Genomic DNA, 18,040 nt, shown 5'->3' with positions numbered 1-18,040 from the left:
AAGGAGCAACGCCATGGCTTCCAAGAAGACCGTCGCCGCCCCGGCTGGTGCCCCCAAGATCGACATCGGCATCAGCGAGAAGGACCGCAGGAAGATCGCCGACGGCCTGTCGCGCTTCCTAGCCGACAGCTACACGCTCTACCTCAAGACCCACAACTTCCACTGGAACGTGACGGGCCCGATGTTCAACTCGCTGCACGCGATGTTCATGGCCCAGTACACCGAGCAGTGGACCGCGCTGGACGAGATCGCCGAGCGGATCCGTGCGCTGGGCTTCAACGCGCCGGGGTCGTACGCCCAGTTCATCAAGCTCGCCAGCATCAAGGAAGAGCCCGGCGTGCCCGACGCCCCCGAGTGGCAGGAAATGGTCCGCCAGCTGGTCGCGGGCAACGAGGCGGTCTGCCGCACTGCCCGCAAGGTGCTCGACATCGCCGACGATGCCGATGACAACCCGACCGAGGACCTGCTGACCCAGCGCCTGCAGATCCACGAGAAGTACGCCTGGATGCTGCGCTCGCTGCTGCAGTAAGCCCCGCGGCGGCCCGGGCCTCGGCCCGGGCGGCCTTCCGACACCGCTGCACGCCCATCCCCGAGCCCGCCGCGGGCCCTGCCCCCGGTAAACTGTGGCCATGACGACCCCTGCCCGAGAATTGCTCCGCCGCGTGTTCGGCTACGCCGACTTCCGCGGCGAACAGGCCGCCGTGGTCGAACACCTGGTCGCCGGCAACGACTGCCTGGTGCTGATGCCCACCGGCGCCGGCAAGTCCCTGTGCTACCAGGTGCCGGCCTTGCTGCGCGAGGGCACCGGCATCGTCGTCTCGCCACTGATCGCGCTGATGCAGGACCAGGTGGAAGCGCTGGAGCAGCTCGGCGTGCGCGCCGCCTACCTCAACTCCTCGCTGACGGGCGAGGCGGCCGCGGCGGTCGAGGCGCGCCTGCTGGCCGGCGACCTCGACCTGCTCTACGTCGCGCCCGAGCGCCTGCTCACCGACCGCTTCCTGCGCCTGCTGGAACGCACGCACATCGCGCTGTTCGCGATCGACGAAGCGCACTGCGTCTCGCAGTGGGGCCACGATTTCCGCCCCGAGTACCGCGAGCTCAACCTGCTGCACGAGCGCTGGCCGCAGGTGCCGCGCATCGCCCTCACCGCCACCGCCGACGCACCCACCCGGCGCGAGATCGCCGAGCGGCTGGGCCTGGACGAGGCGCGCCAGTTCATCACCTCCTTCGACCGGCCCAACATCCGCTACCGGGTGCAGCTCAAGGACAACGCCCGGCGCCAGCTGCTCGATTTCCTGGCCGCGCACCGCGGCGACGCCGGCATCGTGTATTGCCTGTCCCGGCGCAAGGTCGAGGAAACCGCGGAGTTCCTGGCCGCGCAGGGCCTCACCGCCCTGCCCTACCACGCCGGCCTCGACGCCGGCGTGCGCGCCGCCAACCAGCGCCGCTTCCTGCGCGAGGACGGCGTGGTGATGTGCGCCACCATCGCCTTCGGCATGGGCATCGACAAACCCGACGTGCGCTTCGTCGCCCACCTCGACCTGCCCAAGTCGCTCGAGGGCTACTACCAGGAAACCGGCCGCGCCGGCCGCGACGGCGAGCCCGCCGAGGCCTGGCTCTGCTACGGCCTGGGCGACATGGTGATGCTGCGGCAGATGATCGAGAACTCCGAGGCCGGCGAGGAGCGCCGCTGGCTCGAGCGCCGCAAGCTCGACGTGCTGCTGGGCTACTGCGAATCCACCCGCTGCCGCCGCCAGACGCTGCTGGCCGCCTTCGGCGAGGACTACCCGCGCGCCTGCGGCAACTGCGACAACTGCCTCGAGCCGCCGCGCACCTGGGACGCCACCGTCGCCGCGCAAAAGGCGATGTCCTGCGTCTACCGCACCGGCCAGCGCTTCGGCGTCACCCACCTGGTCGACGTGCTCACCGGCGCGGACAACGAGCGCATCCGCCAGCTCGGCCACGACCAGCTCAGCACCTACGGCATCGGCACCGAGCTCGACGCACGGCAGTGGAAGGGCGTGTTCCGCCAGCTGGTGGCGATGGGCCTGCTGGAAGTGGACGTCGAAGGCCACGGCAGCCTGCGCCTGACCGACGCCAGCCGCCCCGTGCTCAAGGGCGGGCAATCGGTGCACCTGCGCGAAGAGTCGGTGCGCCGGCGCGAGAAGGGTGCCCGCACGGGGCGCGGCGGCGGCGCGCCGGCGCCGGTGTCGCTGGACGCCGCCGACCAGCCGGTGTTCGAGGCCCTGCGCCAGCTGCGCGCCGAGCTGGCGCGCGAGCAGTCGGTGCCGGCCTACGTGATCTTCCACGACGCCACCCTGCGCGCCATCGCCGAGCGCCGTCCCGGCACGCTCGACGCCCTGGGCCAGGTCAGCGGCGTCGGTGCGGCCAAGCTCGAGCGCTACGGCGAGCAGGTGCTGGCAGCGCTGCGGGACGCCGAGACCGCCTGAGGCTCGCCGGGCATCGGCTCGCGCCCTGCGCGCGCAAGGTACGCGACGCGCGTGAAGACGCAAGGCTGCGCATTCACCCGCCGTCCATCACCGGCGCCCCCGGCCCGGTAACATGGCGCGTCCCCAAAAAAAGCCAGGCTCCATGACCCTCCGCCTCCCGGCGCTCGCCGCCACTGCCCTCCTGCTCGCCCCCGCCTTGGCCCAGGCCGCCTGCCCCGCCCCCGCCGACAACGGCGAGGACCGCGCCACCTGGCTGCTGCGCTCGGACAACGACCTCTACGGCCGCGAAGGCCAGGACCAGGGCTACACCAACGGCCTCGTGGTCGCCTACGTCTCGCCCAACGTCGAACGCTTCGACGCTGACTGCCTGGCCGCGCCGGTGCGTGTCGCCGCCCGCACCCTCGGCTGGCTGGTGCCCGAGGGCGAGCAGAACAACGTCGTGCTCGGCTTCCAGCACGGCACCTACACGCCCACCGACGGCACCCGCAGCGACGTGATCCTGGACGACCGCCCCTACGCCGGCGTTGCCACGCTGTCCGTCGCGCTGAACGCGCGCACGGGCAACCGGCTTGGCAGCACACAGCTGCGCCTGGGCATGGTCGGCCCCTCGGCGCAGGCGGAGATGGGCCAGGACTCGCTGCACCAGTGGTTCGGCCGCCCGCGCTTCAAGGGCTGGGACAACCAGCTGCGCGACGAGGTGGTGGTTCAGCTGGCGCACGAGCGCGCCTGGCGCCGCGAGTTCGCCACCACCGAGGGCGGCTGGCGCTGGGACGCCATCGGCCATGCCGGCGGCGCCGTCGGCAACCTCGCCTCCTACGCCAACGCCGGCGCCGAGCTGCGCTTCGGCAAGCACCTGCCCGACGACTTCGGCTCGAACCCGCTGCGCCTCGGTGGCGACAACAGCGCGCCCGGCACCCGCGACGAGAGCATCGACGCCATCCGCTGGCACGGCTTCATCGCCCTCGACGGCCGCTGGGTCGGCAACGACATCCTCTTCGACGGCAACACCTCGAAGGACAGCCACTCGGTCGAGCCGAAGGACGCCGTCGCCGACCTCGTCCTCGGCGTCGCCATCACCCGCGGCCCCTGGAAATTCACCGCCACCCACGTCCGCCGTACCCGCGAATTCGAAGGCCAGCATGAACTCCCCGCCTTCGGCACCCTCACCTTCTCACGCGCCTTCTGAAGCAAACACGCCACCACCCCACCAACGCCTCCGCAAACGGAAAAAAGGGGTCAGAGTAATTATCCGTTTCAAACGAATAATTACTCTGACCCCTATTTCATGGGCAGCGCCAGAAATGCCTGCATCGCCAAGCCCCCCCTTGGTAAGGGGGGCGCGCCGACAGGCGCGGGGGATTGGGAGCGAGCATCGGGGCCCGCGATACGAGCGCGCGCAGCGCGTGAGGATCGTGGGGTTCCTCAAATGCGACTGCATTTGAGGAACATGGGCCGTGATGGATTCGAACCATCGACCAAAAGATTAAAAGTCTTCTGCTCTACCAACTGAGCTAACGGCCCATCGAAGCCCGGGCGCGGCTTGCCGGCGCTCGGGGCGGAGATTCTAACCCATCATTCGCGCGAGGCGTAGCGCGTGGGGTCCGGCAGGCCGGCGGCGGCGAAGCCCTCGGCGCGCAGGCGGCAGGCGTCGCAGCGGCCGCAGGCGCGGCCGTCGGCGTCGGCCTGGTAGCACGACACCGTCGCCGAGAAATCCACGCCCAGGCGGGCGCCCTCGCGCGCGATATCGGCCTTCGACATCCGCATCAGCGGCGCGTGCACGCGCAGCGCGTTGCCCTCGACGCCGGCCTTGGTGGCCAGGTTGGCCAGGCGCTCGAAGGCGGCGATGAACTCGGGCCGGCAATCGGGGTATCCCGAGTAATCCACCGCGTTCACGCCGCAGAACAGGTCGTCGGCGCCCAGCACCTCGGCCCAGCCCAGCGCGATCGACAGCATGATGGTGTTGCGCGCCGGCACGTAGGTGACGGGGATGCCGGCGGCCGCGGTTTCCGGCACGGCGATGTCGGCCGTGAGCGCCGAGCCGCCGATGCTGCGCAGGTCCACCGTCACCACCTTGTGCTCGGCGCCGTGCAGCGCCGCGAGCGCGGCGGCAGCGGCCAGCTCGGAGGTATGCCGCTGCCCGTAGGACACGCTGAGCGCATGGCACCGGAAGCCTTGCTCACGCGCCATCGCCAGCACGACCGCCGAGTCCATCCCGCCGGAAACCAATACCACTGCCTTGCGCTGCTGTTCTGTCATGGGGTTACCAAAAGCGGTTTTGGACGCGGATTAACGCGGATGGACGCGGATAACGCAAAACCAAGGGAGGAAGAAGACCGATCAAACCCGCGGAGAACCCCACACCTTTCGTTCGATCTTGCTCTATCCGCGTTCATCCGCGTCAATCCGCGTCTGAAAAACTATTTGCCCGGCATGTCGCCCCAGAGGACCTTGTGGAGCTGGAGCTGGAAACGGACGGGGAGGCGGTCGGCGATGATCCAGTCGGCGAGGTCGCGCGGGGCGAGTTCGGACTGGCTGGGCGAGAACAGCACGTCGCAGCGTTCGGCGATGGCGTGCTCGGAGACCATCGCGCGGGCCCAGTCGTAGTCGGCGCGGTCGCAGATGACGAACTTGACCTGGTCGTGCGCGGTGAGCAGCGGCAGGTTCGACAGCAGGTTGCGGTGCATTTCCTTGGAGCCGGGCGTCTTGAGGTCGACCACGCGGCTTACGCGCGGGTCCACGCCGGCGATGTCGAGCGCGCCCGAGGTCTCTAGCGAAACCTCGTAGCCGGCGTCGCACAGGGCCTCGAGCAGCTTCAGGCAGCGCTTCTGCGCCAGCGGCTCGCCGCCGGTGACGCAGACATGGCGGACGCCGTGGCGGGCGACCTCGGCCAGGATGGTTTCGATCTCCCACCACTCGCCGCCGTGGAACGCATAGGCGGTGTCGCAGTACTGGCAGCGCAGCGGGCAGCCGGTGAGGCGCACGAACACGGTCGGCCAGCCCACGGCGCGGGCCTCGCCCTGCACGGACAGGAAGATTTCGGTCAGGCGCAGGCGCTCGGCGGCCGGGGTGTCCATGGCGGGGGCCGGCGCGGGGCCGGGATCAGCGGGATTCGAGGGCGAGCGTGCGCAGGCGGCTTTCGGCCTTGCCCGCGGCGTCGGTGCCGGCGAAGCGCGCGGACACCTGGCGCAGCGACTCTTCGCCCGCGGCGCGCTGGCCCAGGGCGATCTGGCAGTAGCCCAGCTTCAGCAGGGCGTCGCCTTCCTTGCGCGAACCGGCGTGCTGCGACAGCAGCGTCTGGAACGCTTCCAGCGCGAGCTCGTAGTTCTGGGTGACGTAGTAGCTCTCGCCCAGCCAGTAGTAGGCGTTGGGCACCAGGGCGCTGCTGGGATAGTCGCGCAGGAAGCCCTGGAACAGGCGCGCGGATTCATCGGCCTCGAAGCGCTCGACCAGGGCATCGAGGGCGGCCTGGTAGGCGGCTTCCTCGGCGGCGGGGTCGGCGGCGGCCGGGGCGGCGGCATCAGCGGCCGGGGCCTGGCCGGCGGAGGCCGGCGCGTTCGCGGTATTGGCGGCCGGTGCGGCCGGTGCGGCGGGCGCGGCGGGCGCGGCGGCAGGATTCTGGGGTGACGCGGGGTTGGCCGGGGCGACACCGCCTTCGAGGCGGGCGAGGCGGCCGTCGAGGTCGAGGTACTGCTGGCGGTTGGTCTGCTTGAGCTGCTCGATCTCGTTCTGCAGCGTCTCGATCTGGTTGCGCAGCGACTGCACTTCGGACTGCAGCTGGACGATGCGGTTCTGGGCTTCGATGTTGCCCTGCACCGCCGCCTGGTTCTCGGTGTTGGCCTTGTTCTCGAGCAGCGTGACGCGCTCGCCCAGGCTCAGTCGCTGGGCAGCGGCCGGGGTGGCGGCCACGAGGGCCGCCACCACGGTCACAACGCAAAGGATGCGCTGGCGTCCCATCGCTTACTTGGCGGTGTAGACGATTTCGACGCGACGGTTCTGCTGCCAGCAGGTCTCGCTGGACTCGCCGCAGGTCGGACGCTCTTCGCCGTAGGACACGACGGTGAGCTGGCCGGCCGAACCACCCGCACCCTGCAGGGCGCCGGAGACGGCGTTGCCGCGGCGCTCGCCGAGGCCCAGGTTGTACTCACGGGTACCGCGCTCGTCGGCATTGCCCTCGAGGGTGATGCGCGACTCCGGACGGTCGTTCAGGTACTTGGCGTGGCAGGCCATGATGGCCTGGAACTCCGGACGCAGGGTGTCCTGGTCGAAGTCGAAGTACACGGTGCGCTGGCGCAGGCAGGAGTCGGTGTCGAGGTCAGCCGGGGTGTAGCGGCCGTCGGAGGCCGGCTGGGTCACGGCCGGGGTCTCGGTGACGGCTTCTTCAACCGGCTTGGTCTTCTTGGTGCAGGCGGCCAGGGCGACGGTGATCGAAGCGGCGAGCAGCACGCGGGTGGTCATGTTCATTGGGGAAGCCTCTTATTATTCGGATGCAGGGGTTGTAGCTGTGGTTATTTTCGGCCCGTCCTTGCTTATCTCTGCCTGAACGGTGACCAGGCGGGCTCCCGGACGTCACCATCGGCCAACACCAAACGCTGTCGCACGCTGCCATCCGCAGACACTGCGAACAGCACTCCGCGCCTACCTTCCTTGGTTGCATAAAGCAGCATGCTGGCATTCGGGGCGAAGCTGGGCGACTCGTCGAGGTTGCCCGGCGACAGCGTCTGCCAACGCCCTGCCCCGCCAAAACTGCGGTCAAGAACGGCAATACGATAAACGTTTCCGCTGCCCTGCGCCATAGCTATCTTCTTGCCGTCAAAGGAAATACTGGCCTTTGCGTTGGAATCACCCTGGAAGCTGACCCGGGTCGCGTCACCGCCCGAGGCGGGCACCTGGTAGAGCTGGGGCTTGCCGGCCCGGTCCGAGGTGAAGACGAGGGACTGGCCGTCGGCCGACCAGACCGCCTCGGTGTCGATGCCGTAGTGGCGGGTCACCTGGGTCACCTGCTTGGTGGCCAGGTCCATCACGTAGATCTCGGGGTTGCCGGTCCGGGACAGGGTCAGGGCCAGGCGGCGGCCGTCCGGGGAGAAGGACGGGGCGCCGTTGATGCCCTTGAAACTGGCCAGGACCTCACGGGCGCCGGTGGTGATTTCCTGCACGTAGATGGTCGAATTGCCCCGCTCGAAGCTGACGTAGGCCAGCTTGCGGCCGTCCGGGCTCCAGGCCGGGGACAGCAGCGGCTCGCGCGACTTCACGACCGTCTGCGGGTTGAAGCCGTCCGAGTCGGCGACCATCAGGGCGTACTGGGTGTTGCCGCCCAGGCCGTTGGCGGTGACGTAGGCGATGCGGGTCCAGAAGGCGCCGCGGACGCCCAGGATCTTCTCGTACACCTGGTCGGCGATCTGGTGCGCCACGTCGCGCATGCCGCGGGCGCGGCCGCCGACGGCCAGGCCGAGCATGCGCTCCTGCTTGGCCACGTCGTACAGCTCGTACTCGACCCGGTAGCCGCCGTCGGCGTTGTCCAGCACCCGGCCGACCACGATGAAGTCCTGCTTGAGCACGCGCCAGGTCGGGAACTTGATCTCGCTGCCGCGGATCGGCTTCTCGATCACGTCCTGCTCGGACAGCGCGTTGAACTGGCCGGAGCGGTTGAGGTCGGCGCGGATCACCGCGGCGATGTCGGTGTCGGGCGCCACGCTGGTGCCGAGGTAGGGCATCGGCACGATGGTGATCGGCAGGGCGCCGTCGCGGCCCTGCACCATGCCGATGTCCAGGCCCTGGGCCTGGGCGGAACCGAAGGGCAGCAGCAGCGCGAACGCCAGGAAGGTCAGTAAGCGTCTCATCGTGGGCAGGCCTCTTGGGGGTAGCAGAAAGTCAGGTCGATCTGGCGTTGGAACACGGGTTCGAAGCCGGCGTAGGGCATCGGCGAGCGGCGCAGGGCGCGCTCCACAGACTCCCGCGCCTGGCCGTCGAAGGGGCAGGACAGGAAGCTGATGTCGATCACTTCGCCGCCCGGGATCTGGGTGAAGCGCACCTTGCAGGGCGTGCTTTCCGGGGCCAGCGAGCGGTTCCAGTTCATTTCGGCGGTCTGCAGCATGGCCAGGGCATAGCGCGCGGCCAGGTCGGTGTCGACGCCGTTGTTGCCGCCGGCGGGCTGGGCCGGGGCCGGGCTGGGCGCGGGGGCGGCCTCCCGGTCGGCGAGCTGGCGCAGGCGCTGCTCTTCCATCTTGGTGCGGCGCTCGGCCTCCTCGCGCTCGCGGCGGATCTCGGCCAGCTGGGCCAGCTGCTGCTCGCGCAGGCGCTGGCGGCGCTCGGCCTCCTCCTGCTTGCGCTCGCGCTCGGTCAGGTCGATCTGTTCCTGGCGGCGCTTGGCTTCCTGCTCCTCGCGCTCCTTGGCCTGCTCCTGCTCCAGCGCCAGCCTGGCGACCGCGTCCTGTTCGACCGGCGAGGGTTCGGGCACGCGCTCCTGCGGCACCGCCTGGGCCTCGTCGGGCGCGTCCTGGGGCTGCGGCGCGGGCAGCGGCTGCGGCGGCGGCGCGGCCTCCACCGGGGGCGGCGGCGTGGGCTCGGGCTTGGGCGCCTCGGCGGCGCTGCGCTCGGCGGCGACCACGTCGGACGGAGAAACGACCAGCGAGGCCTCGACCACCGGGCCGGCGACCGAAATCACCTGCGGCGCGGGCTGCCACCAGCCGGCAACCAGCAGCAGCACCAGCAGGCCGACGTGCAGGGCAATGGCCATCGCGACCGGCGCCGCGATGTCGTCCTGCACGTCCCCGGGGCGGGCGGTATCAGCGTGCATTTTCCGGCGGCTGCCCCATCAGGCCCACGCGCGGCACGCCGGCCTGCTGCAGCAGCACCATGGTGTCGAAGACGGTGGAGTAATCGGCGTCGCGGGCGCCGGCGACGAACACCGGCACCTCCGGGTTGGCGCGCACGAAGGCCGCGACCTTGGCCTGCAGCTCGGTGGCGTCGATCGGCTCGTTGGCGCCACCCTCGAGCTTGAGCGCGTAGGCACCCTCGGCCGTGACCGAGACGATCACCGGCTCCTTCTGCTGCTCGATCGGCTTGGCGCGGGCCTGCGGCAGCTCGACGTCCACGCCGAGGCTGAGCAGCGGCGCGGTGACCATGAAGATGATCAGCAGCACCAGCATCACGTCGATGTAGGGCACGACGTTGATGTCGGCCTTGAGCTTGCGGCGCTTGCGGTGGCGGGTGATGGTGGCGGACATGGCGACAGCTCTCAACGTATGGTCGGGGGAAACGGGGTTGCCCGCTTATTCCTCGACGTGGGACTGGCGCTGCAGGATCGAGGAGAATTCCTCGGAGAAGCTTTCATAGCGCACCGAGATGCGCTCGACCTTGGTGGCGAAACGGTTGTAGGCCCAGACCGCCGGGATCGCCACGAACAGGCCGATGGCGGTGGCGAACAGGGCCTCGGAGATGCCCGGGGCCACGGCGGCGATGGACGCGCTCTGCTGCGTGGACAGGCCGTGCATGGTCACCATGATGCCGAACACGGTGCCGACCAGGCCGACGTAGGGCGCGGTGGAACCGATGTTGGCGAGCAGCTCGAGGTTGTGCTCGAGGCGGTCGACCTCGCGGGCGTAGGTGGCGCGCATGGCGCGCTGGGCGCCTTCGAGCTGGGTGCGCGAATCGAGGCCCTTCTTCTGGCGCAGGCGGGCGTACTCGCGGAAGCCGGCCTCGAAGATGGCCTCCAGGCCCGAGACCACGCGGTTGCGGTCGGTGGCCGAGCGGTAGAGCTGGGTCAGGTCGACGCCGGACCAGAAGCGGGTCTCGAACTCGTCCGCGTCGTCGGCGGCGCGGGCGAACACGCGGTTCTTGCGGAAGATGATCACCCAGCTCAGCACCGAGCCCAGCACCAGCAGCAGCACGATCAGCTGCACCGGCCAGCTGGCGTGCAGCATCAGCTCGAGGTAGTTGATGCCGGAGCCGCCGGCGGCCGCGGCCGCGTCCGTCGCGGCGGGCAACGCCTCGGTCGGGAGCTCGGTCACCGGGGCGGCGGCGAGGATCAGGGCGTTCGGGTGAGGCATCTTGTCGTGCTCCGGGTTACGTGGAATCCGCGGCCAGCCATTCGGGCAGGGCGCGCGGGCGGAAACTGGAAGCCACCAGACAGGCCACGCGGACAGTCGCGCGGACCAGGACCTGGTCGCCCCGGGTAATCACCTGCCCGATCAACAGGCTGGCGTGGCGCCGCTCGGTGACGACGACGCTGGCAAGCAGTTCGTCGTCGAGCCGGGCGGGTTGGTGGAAATCGAGCTGCATCGCGCGGACCACCAGCACCAGGTCGTCGCTTTCGCGCAGGCCCTGCTGCCCGATGCCCATCGCCCGGAGCCATTCGGTCCGGGCGCGTTCGAGGAACCGCACGTAGCTGGCGTGGTAAACCACCCCGCCGGCGTCGGTATCCTCCCAATAAACCCTTATCGGGAAGCTGAACGGCGCCGCGCTCATGGCTCGAACAGGTCGGGCGGGACGGCCTTGCGCGGGGGTTTGAGGCCCAGGTGGGTGTAGGCCCGGTGGGTCACCATGCGGCCGCGGGCGGTGCGGACCAGGTAGCCCTGCTGGATCAGGTAGGGCTCGATCACGTCCTCGAGGGTGCCGCGCTCCTCGCTCAGGGCCGCGGCCAGGGACTCGACGCCGACCGGGCCGCCGTCGAAGTTCTCGATGATCATGCCCAGCATGCGGCGGTCGAGGGTGTCGAAGCCCTCGGCGTCCACCTTCAGCATGGCCAGGGCCTCGTCGGCCACCGGACGGGTGATGGTGCCGCCGGCGCGCACCTGGGCGAAGTCGCGCACGCGGCGCAGCAGGCGGTTGGCGATGCGGGGCGTGCCGCGGGCGCGGCGGGCGATCTCGCCGGCGCCGTCCGGGGCGCACTCGATGCCCAGGATGCTGGCCGACCGCCGGACGATGCGGGTCAGCTCCTCGGCGCTGTAGAACTCCAGCCGCTGGACGATGCCGAAGCGGTCGCGCAGCGGCGCGGTCAGCAGGCCGGCGCGGGTGGTGGCGCCGATCAGGGTGAAGGGCGGCAGGTCGAGCTTGATCGAACGGGCGGCGGGGCCTTCGCCGATCATGATGTCGATCTGGTAGTCCTCCATCGCCGGATACAGCACCTCCTCGACCACGGGCGAGAGGCGGTGGATCTCGTCCACGAACAGCACGTCGTGCGGCTGCAGGTTGGTCAGCAGCGCGGCCAGGTCGCCGGCGCGCTCGATCACCGGGCCCGACGTGGTGCGCAGGTTCACGCCCAGCTCGTTGGCGATGACGTGGCTGAGCGTGGTCTTGCCCAGGCCCGGCGGTCCGAAGATCAGCACGTGGTCCATCGCCTCGCCGCGCCCCTTGGCGGCCTCGATCGCGATCTTGAGCTGCTCGCGCACCGGCTGCTGGCCCAGGTAGTCGTCCAGGCGCTTGGGCCGGATGCTCGCCTCGGCCAGGTCGTCCTCGCGGGTGGCGGTGGGGGCGATGACGCGGGTGTCTTCCATGGGGGGGGATTATGGCAGTTCCGGCGGCGCGCGGCCCCTGCGGCCGGGAACCAGGAGTTAGTGATTAGGAGTTAGGAGTTAGTGGAATCGCTCCTGGCTCTTACTAACTCCTAACTCCTAATCACTAACTCCTGCTTTCAGATGGCCACCTGCGTCCCCAGCTCCACCAGCCGGTTCCCGGGAATATGGAAGAACTCCGTCGCCGGCGTCGCGTTCCGGGACATGAAGAGGAACAGCTTGTCGCGCCAGAGCGCCATGCCCTCCCCCGGCTCGGCGACCAGGGTTTCGCGGCTTGCGAAGTAGGTGGTTTCCATCATCTCGAAGGCCGGACCTGGGATGCGCCACTGCTTGAGCGCGCGCGGCACGTTCGGGTCCTCGAGGTAGCCGAAGCGCAGGGTCAGGCGCGCGAACCCGTGACCCAGGTCCAGGTACACCACCCGCTCGGCCTCGTCGGCCCGGGGCACGCCAAGGATCTCCACGCTGAGCAGTACGTTCCGCTCGTGCAGCACCTTGTTGTGCTTGAGGTTGTGGAGCATCGCCGGCGGCATGAACTGGTTCGACGGGGTCAGGAACACCGCCGTCCCGGGCACCCGCAGCGGCGGATGCGCGACCAGGCTGTTGACGAAGGTCTCGATGCGCAGGCTGTCCTTCTTCACCTGCGCCTGCACCAGCTCGCGGCCGCGGCGCCAGCTGCGCATCAGCGCGAAGGCCAGCACGCCCAGCGCCAGCGGGAACCAGGCGCCCTCGACGAACTTGATCGCGTTCGCCGAGAAGAACGCCGCCTCGATCGCCAGGAACATCAGCGCCAGCGGCCACACCTGCCAACCCGGCAGCCGCCAACGCACCTTGGCCAGGATCAGCAGCAGCAGCGTGCTGATGAACATCGTCCCGGTGACGGAAACGCCGTAGGCGATGGCCAGCTTGCTCGAGCTGCCGAAGTACAGGACCACGGCGATCACGGCCAGCAGCATCGCCCGGTTCACCCAGGGCAGGTAGATCTGCCCCTCGCTGTGGGCCGAGGTGTGCACGATCTGCATGCGCGGCAGGTAGCCCAGCTGGATCGCCTGCCGCACCACCGAGAACGTGCCCGAGATCAGGGCCTGCGACGCGATCACCGTGGCCAGCGTCGCCAGCAGGATCATCGGGAACAGCGCCCAGCCGGGCACCAGCTCGTAGAAGGGGTTCTGCACCCGCCCCGGGTGGGAAAGGATGAAGGCGCCCTGGCCGAAGTAATTCAGCACCAGCGAGGGCATCACCAGGCCCAGCCAGGCCGCGCGTATCGGGAATCGCCCGAAGTGGCCCATGTCCGCGTACAGGGCCTCGCCGCCGGTGACGGCCAGCACGATCGCGCCAAGCGCAAGCCAGGCCACCACGCCGTGCTCGGCGAAGAACCGCACCGCCCACACGGGGTTGAGCGCGGCCAGCACGGCCGGGTGCTGCGCGATCTCGACGATGCCCAGCACCGCCAGCACGAAGAACCACAGGCAGGTGATCGGACCGAAGATCCGGCCCACCCGCTCGGTGCCGTGCTTCTGCATCGAGAACAGCGCGACCAGCACCACCAGCGTGATCGGCAGCACGAACCGCTTGAGCTCCGGCGCCGCCACCTCGAGGCCCTCGACCGCCGAGAGCACGGAAATCGCCGGCGTGATGATGCCATCGCCGAAGAACAGCGCGGTGCCGAACACGCCGAGGATGCCCACCGTGTAGGCGAGCGGCGCGGCAACCGGCAGGCTGCGCTGGACGAGCGCCGTCAGCGCCAGGATGCCGCCTTCGCCGCGGTTGTCGGCGCGCATCAGGATCGCGACGTACTTGAGCGTAACCACCAGCACCAGCGACCACAGGATCAGCGACAGCACGCCCAGCACGTTGGCGGGCACCGCGTCGATGCCATAGTGCGGCCCGAAGGCCTCCTTCAGGGTGTACAGCGGACTGGTGCCGATGTCGCCGAAGACGACGCCGACGGCGCCGATCACCAACGGCCAGGTGCGCGGCGCCGCGGCGCCGTCGTGAGCAGGTGTAGTCATGGTCGAGGTGTGGCGTTGGGTGGGGGTCAGCCGCGCAGCACGGACTTGAGCGCTTTCCGGATGATGCCTTCGGCGCTGTCGCCGGGTTCGGCCTGCTTGAGCATGCGCTGCACCTCGGCCGGCTTGTAGCCGAGCTGGGTGAGCGCGACGCTGGCCTCGGTGACCGGGTCGGCCGGCACCGCGCCGCCCTTGCCGGTGATGACGGCGACGCCGCCACCGGCGAAATCGGCGGCGCGGTCGCGCAGCTCGACCACCATGCGCTCGGCGGTCTTCTTGCCGATGCCGGGGATGCGGCACAGCGCGGTGATGTCGCCGGCCTGCACCAGCCGCGCGAAATCATCCACGCTGGCGCCGGACAGCACCGCCAGCGCGATCTTGGCGCCCACGCCGGTCACCTTCTGCACTTCGCGGAACAGCCGGCGCTCGGCCTCGGTGAGGAAGCCGAACAGCGCCACGCCGTCCTCCTTCACCGCGTAGTGGGTGAACAGCGTGACCTCGCGGCCCACCTCGGGCAGGTCGTAGAACGTGCTCATCGGCGCCGAGAGCTCGTAGCCCACGCCGCCCACGTCCACCATCAGCGCCGGCGGCGCCTTGTACACGAGCAAACCCTTCAGGCGGCCGATCATCTGCGTCTCCGGAGCAAGGCACTGGCCAGGCCGGTGCGGCCGGCGGTGGCGCTGGTGTGGGCGTGGGTGAGCGCGACCGCCAGCGCATCGGCGGCGTCGGCCTGAAGCTTCCTGTCGCCGAGGTTCAGCAGCAGGCGGACCATGTGCTGCACCTGGGTCTTGTCGGCGGCGCCGCTGCCCACCAGGGACTGCTTGATCAGGCGCGGCGCGTACTCGCTCACCGACAGGCCGCGGCGCACCACGGTGGCGATGGCGGCGCCGCGGGCATGGCCGAGCTTCAGTGCCGAAGTGGCCGACTTGTCCATGAACACCGACTCGATGGCGACGACCGTGGGCTGCCAGGTCTCCAGCACTTCCTCGAGTTCGAACACGAGTTTGCCCAGCCGCGCCGGGAAATCCTCGGTGTCCACCAGCAGGTTCAGGGCTTGGCAGTGCACGTAGGCACACTTGCCCGCGGCGTCGACGTCGATGATGCCAACGCCGGTGCGCTGCGAGCCCGGGTCGATGCCGAGGATGCGGATCACGTGTAGGCGACGTCGCCCAAGTCGGCGTTGGAATAAACGTTCTGCACGTCGTCGAGGTCCTCGAGCATGTCGAGCATCTTCTTGACCTGCAGCGCGGTGTCGCCGGTGACCGCGATGTCGTTGTCGGCGCGCATCGTCACCTCGGCCTCGAGCGGCGTGAAGCCGGCCGCGGCCATCGCCAACTTCACCGCCTCGAACGACTCCGGCGCGCACAGCACCTCGACCAGGCCGTCCTCGGGGAAGGCCTGCACGTCGTCGGCGCCGGCCTCGATCGCGGCCTCCGTGAGTGCGTCCTCGCTGCTGCCGGGGCCGAAGCTGAGCACGCCCACCTTCTTGAACATGAAGGCGACCGAGCCGTCGGTGCCGAGGTTGCCACCGCACTTGTTGAACGCGTGCCGCACGTCGGCGACGGTGCGCACCTTGTTGTCGGTGAGGCAGTCGACGATGACGGCGACGCCGCCGGGCGCGTAGCCCTCGTAGCGGATTTCCTCGTAGCTGACGCCCTCGAGCTCGCCGGTGGCCTTCTTGATGGCGCGCTCGATCACGTCGCGCGACATGTTCACGCCCAGGCCCTTGTCGACGGCGACGCGCAGGCGCGGGTTGCCCTTCGGGTCGCCGCCGCCGAGGCGCGCGGCGGTGGAAATCTCGCGGATGATCTTGGTGAAGACCTTGCCGCGCTTGGCGTCCTGGGCGTTCTTGCGCCCTTCGATGGCCATCAATCTGCCCATGGAACCCAACCCCTGCCTGACGAACGGTGATTTGCGATGCGGTGATTATAGGGCCGGCGCCCTGCGCTCAGACGGGGAAACGGCCGTCCCGGAGGAAGCCGGCGGCCAGCGCCGCCACTTCCGGCGAGAAGATCATGCCGGTGTGGCTGGCGGGCAGGACACGGTGGTCGGCCAGGCCCGGCAGCTGGGTTTCCCAGACCGCCACGGTGCCGTCGTTGGGGCCGTCGAAGCGCCCGAAGACCTTGCCCAGCCCCGCGGCCTTGCAGCCGGCGACCACGCCGACCTCGCGCCCGCGCGGCAGCTCGTACAGGCCGCTCTTGAGCAGGCGGGCGCTGCGACCCAGCAGTGCGCCAAGGTGGCTGCGGGCCATGCCGCGGGCGGCGCCGCTGCCGGCCAGCGGCGAGCCCAGGCAGACGATGCGGCCGGGCGGCAGGCCGGCGTAGCTGGCGGCGGTTTCCAGCGCGACCAGGCCACCGAGGCTGTGGCCGACGAGATGCACCGGCTCGCCGCCGGCGGCCAGCAGGGTCGTCGCCAGCTTGTCCACGGACGGCGCCGGGCCGCGGAACAGGCTGGCGTAGTCGAAGACGTCGGCGCGGAACCCGTGTTGGCGCAGCCGCTGCGCCAGCGGCCACAGCGTGAAGCCGCGCATCCAGACGCCGTGCAGCAGGATCACGCGGGGACCGGAGGGTGGGCGCAAGGGCGTCGCTCGTTCGGCGGGCAGGCGGCAGTCTATGCCGGCGCGGCGGTCTTTTCGCGGCACAGGGTGAACTCAAGGTCCACCACGCGCCCCACGGGGAAGGTGTGCTCGCCGACCTTCGAGAAGCCGTGCCGGGCGTAGAAACGCTGCGCCCCGAGGTTCTCCGACCACACGCCGATCCAGACCGTGCGCGGGCCCTCGGCCTGCAGCCAGTCCATCGCCGTTTGGAACAGCCGCCCGCCCCAGCCTCCGGACTGGTAGGCAGCCAGCACGTACAGGCGCTTGAGCTCGCCGTCGCCGGGCTTCACCGCGGGATTGGGCAGCCCGCAGGGACCTGCGGCTGCGTGGCCCACCGCCACGCCGTCGTCCTCGAGCAGCCAGACGGCGTAGCCGGGCGCTTCCAGGATCTCCCGCTGGCGATCCACGGCGTAGGACTCCCGCAGGAAGGCGGCGAGGTCCTCGGGCGGATAGAGATGCCCGAAGGCCTCGACGAAGGTGCGCTCGGCGAGCGCCGACAGCGTCGCGGCGTCCGCCGGCGTGGCGCGACGGATCGCCAGCGCCATTGCTCAGGCCTTGTCGGGCCTGGGGCGGACGGCGACGTGCACCTCGGCCAGCTGCGCGTCCGGCACCGGCGACGGCGCGCCGGTCATCAGGCACTGCGCGGTGGTGGTTTTCGGGAAGGCGATGACGTCGCGGATGGACTCGGTGCCAGCCATCAGCGCGGCGATGCGGTCGATGCCGAAGGCGATGCCGCCGTGCGGCGGTGCGCCGAAGCGCAGCGCGTCGAGCAGGAAGCCGAACTTGGCCTCGGCCTCTTCCGCGCCGATGCCCAGCAGGTCGAACACCGCGCTCTGCATGTCGCTGCGGTGGATGCGGATGGAGCCGCCGCCGATCTCGTTGCCGTTGAGCACCATGTCGTAGCCGCGCGACACCGCGATCTTCGCGTTAGCCTTGAGCTCGGCGATGTCGTCGATCGCGGGCGCGGTGAACGGGTGGTGCAGCGCGACGTAGCGCGCCTCGTCCGCGTCCCATTCGAACATCGGGAAGTCGGTGACCCACAGCGGCTTCCAGTCGTTCGAGACGAGGTGGAAGTCCTTGCCAGCCTTCAGGCGCACCGCACCCATGAAGTCGCTGGCCTTGTTGTAGGCGCCGGCGCCGAAGAAGACGATGTCGCCCTTCTGCGCGCCGGTGGCGGCCAGCAGCGCGGCGAAGGCGTCTTCGGCGAAGAACTTGGCGATCGGAGAATTGACCGCGCCCGCCTCGTCGATCTTGGCGTAGGCCAGGCCCTTGGCGCCGTACTTGGCGGCGTGCGCGCCCATGTCGTCGATCTGCTTGCGCGACCAGCCGGCGGCGCCGGGGCAGCGCAGCACGGCGACGCGGCCTTCGGCGTGGTTGGCCCACTCGGCGAACACCTTGAACTCGCAGCCCTTGACCAGCGAAGCCACATCCACCAGTTCCAGCGCGATGCGCAGGTCAGGCTTGTCCGAGCCGTAGCGG

20 protein-coding genes and 1 tRNA gene are annotated in these 18,040 nt (G+C 69.9%); 3 read left to right on the top strand and 18 right to left on the bottom strand.

Features of this window, described 5'->3' with window-relative positions; all coding sequences use genetic code 11:
• Window positions 1–13: 13 nt before the first annotated feature.
• The 3 genes from VFV21_RS11905 to VFV21_RS11895 all read left to right on the top strand — a co-directional run bounded on the left by VFV21_RS11905 (window position 14) and on the right by VFV21_RS11895 (window position 3,636).
• Entirely contained in the window at window positions 14–529 is a 516-nt protein-coding gene (locus VFV21_RS11905; protein ID WP_414638574.1) for a Dps family protein, read from the top strand.
• Window positions 530–629: 100 nt separating this feature from the next.
• A complete protein-coding gene (recQ, locus tag VFV21_RS11900; RefSeq protein ID WP_329669639.1) occupies window positions 630–2,450 on the top strand; it encodes a DNA helicase RecQ in 1,821 nt (606 codons plus the stop codon).
• Between the two features lie 142 nt (window positions 2,451–2,592).
• Window positions 2,593–3,636, top strand: coding sequence for a lipid A deacylase LpxR family protein (locus VFV21_RS11895; RefSeq protein WP_329669638.1), 1,044 nt, complete (start codon window positions 2,593–2,595; stop codon window positions 3,634–3,636).
• Window positions 3,637–3,898: 262 nt separating this feature from the next.
• Here the strand turns inward: VFV21_RS11895 and VFV21_RS11890 are convergent.
• The 18 genes from VFV21_RS11890 to VFV21_RS11805 form a co-directional block, all read right to left on the bottom strand.
• A tRNA-Lys gene (locus VFV21_RS11890) sits at window positions 3,899–3,971 on the bottom strand.
• A gap of 51 nt (window positions 3,972–4,022) precedes the next feature.
• Window positions 4,023–4,706, bottom strand: a complete 684-nt coding sequence (gene queC, locus VFV21_RS11885; RefSeq protein WP_329669637.1) for a 7-cyano-7-deazaguanine synthase QueC — start codon at window positions 4,704–4,706, stop codon at window positions 4,023–4,025.
• A 161-nt stretch (window positions 4,707–4,867) separates the two neighbouring features.
• The gene (queE, locus tag VFV21_RS11880) at window positions 4,868–5,524 is read right to left on the bottom strand and encodes a 7-carboxy-7-deazaguanine synthase QueE (protein WP_329669636.1); all 657 of its coding nucleotides are present in this window, start codon (window positions 5,522–5,524) and stop codon (window positions 4,868–4,870) included.
• 25 nt (window positions 5,525–5,549) lie between these two features.
• Entirely contained in the window at window positions 5,550–6,404 is an 855-nt protein-coding gene (gene ybgF / locus VFV21_RS11875; protein ID WP_329669635.1) for a tol-pal system protein YbgF, read from the bottom strand.
• Between the two features lie 3 nt (window positions 6,405–6,407).
• Window positions 6,408–6,911 (bottom strand): peptidoglycan-associated lipoprotein Pal, encoded by a 504-nt coding sequence (gene pal, locus VFV21_RS11870; RefSeq protein WP_329669634.1) that lies wholly within the window; start codon window positions 6,909–6,911, stop codon window positions 6,408–6,410.
• 65 nt (window positions 6,912–6,976) lie between these two features.
• Entirely contained in the window at window positions 6,977–8,287 is a 1,311-nt protein-coding gene (tolB, locus tag VFV21_RS11865) for a Tol-Pal system beta propeller repeat protein TolB (protein ID WP_329669633.1), read from the bottom strand.
• A complete protein-coding gene (locus tag VFV21_RS11860; protein WP_329669632.1) occupies window positions 8,284–9,243 on the bottom strand; it encodes a protein TolA in 960 nt (319 codons plus the stop codon). The genes tolB and VFV21_RS11860 overlap by 4 nt, the downstream gene beginning before the upstream one ends.
• Complete coding sequence (tolR, locus tag VFV21_RS11855) at window positions 9,233–9,673, bottom strand: protein TolR (RefSeq protein WP_034210867.1); 441 nt, start codon at window positions 9,671–9,673, stop codon at window positions 9,233–9,235. The genes VFV21_RS11860 and tolR overlap by 11 nt, the downstream gene beginning before the upstream one ends.
• A 45-nt stretch (window positions 9,674–9,718) precedes the next feature.
• The gene (tolQ, locus tag VFV21_RS11850) at window positions 9,719–10,495 is read right to left on the bottom strand and encodes a protein TolQ (RefSeq protein WP_329669631.1); all 777 of its coding nucleotides are present in this window, start codon (window positions 10,493–10,495) and stop codon (window positions 9,719–9,721) included.
• 16 nt (window positions 10,496–10,511) lie between these two features.
• Window positions 10,512–10,913 carry a tol-pal system-associated acyl-CoA thioesterase gene (gene ybgC / locus VFV21_RS11845; RefSeq protein ID WP_329669630.1) on the bottom strand — a complete coding sequence of 134 codons (402 nt, stop codon included), beginning with the start codon at window positions 10,911–10,913 and terminating at the stop codon, window positions 10,512–10,514.
• Window positions 10,910–11,941 carry a Holliday junction branch migration DNA helicase RuvB gene (gene ruvB, locus VFV21_RS11840; protein ID WP_329669629.1) on the bottom strand — a complete coding sequence of 344 codons (1,032 nt, stop codon included), beginning with the start codon at window positions 11,939–11,941 and terminating at the stop codon, window positions 10,910–10,912. The genes ybgC and ruvB overlap by 4 nt, the downstream gene beginning before the upstream one ends.
• Window positions 11,942–12,078: 137 nt before the next feature.
• Window positions 12,079–13,968 carry a potassium transporter Kup gene (locus VFV21_RS11835; RefSeq protein ID WP_329669628.1) on the bottom strand — a complete coding sequence of 630 codons (1,890 nt, stop codon included), beginning with the start codon at window positions 13,966–13,968 and terminating at the stop codon, window positions 12,079–12,081.
• A 26-nt stretch (window positions 13,969–13,994) separates the two neighbouring features.
• Window positions 13,995–14,594 carry a Holliday junction branch migration protein RuvA gene (ruvA, locus tag VFV21_RS11830; protein ID WP_329669627.1) on the bottom strand — a complete coding sequence of 200 codons (600 nt, stop codon included), beginning with the start codon at window positions 14,592–14,594 and terminating at the stop codon, window positions 13,995–13,997.
• Window positions 14,591–15,118, bottom strand: a complete 528-nt coding sequence (ruvC, locus tag VFV21_RS11825; RefSeq protein WP_329669626.1) for a crossover junction endodeoxyribonuclease RuvC — start codon at window positions 15,116–15,118, stop codon at window positions 14,591–14,593. The genes ruvA and ruvC overlap by 4 nt, the downstream gene beginning before the upstream one ends.
• Window positions 15,115–15,846, bottom strand: coding sequence for a YebC/PmpR family DNA-binding transcriptional regulator (locus VFV21_RS11820; RefSeq protein WP_329669625.1), 732 nt, complete (start codon window positions 15,844–15,846; stop codon window positions 15,115–15,117). Before VFV21_RS11820 ends, ruvC begins: the two co-directional genes overlap by 4 nt.
• Before the next feature lie 67 nt (window positions 15,847–15,913).
• Entirely contained in the window at window positions 15,914–16,543 is a 630-nt protein-coding gene (locus VFV21_RS11815; RefSeq protein WP_329669624.1) for an alpha/beta hydrolase, read from the bottom strand.
• Window positions 16,544–16,575: 32 nt separating this feature from the next.
• Window positions 16,576–17,106: a GNAT family N-acetyltransferase gene (locus VFV21_RS11810; RefSeq protein ID WP_329669623.1), complete on the bottom strand. Its 531-nt coding sequence runs from the start codon at window positions 17,104–17,106 to the stop codon at window positions 16,576–16,578.
• 3 nt (window positions 17,107–17,109) lie between these two features.
• Window positions 17,110–18,040: amino acid--tRNA ligase-related protein (locus VFV21_RS11805; protein ID WP_329669622.1), on the bottom strand; the 931-nt coding region annotated here is incomplete at its 5' end.

Origin of the sequence: Arenimonas sp. (assembly GCF_036275555.1) — a bacterium.
Classification (GTDB): domain Bacteria; phylum Pseudomonadota; class Gammaproteobacteria; order Xanthomonadales; family Xanthomonadaceae; genus Arenimonas.
Note: the sequence above shows the minus strand (reverse complement) of the source record. Positions and strands in the feature narration are given on the sequence as shown.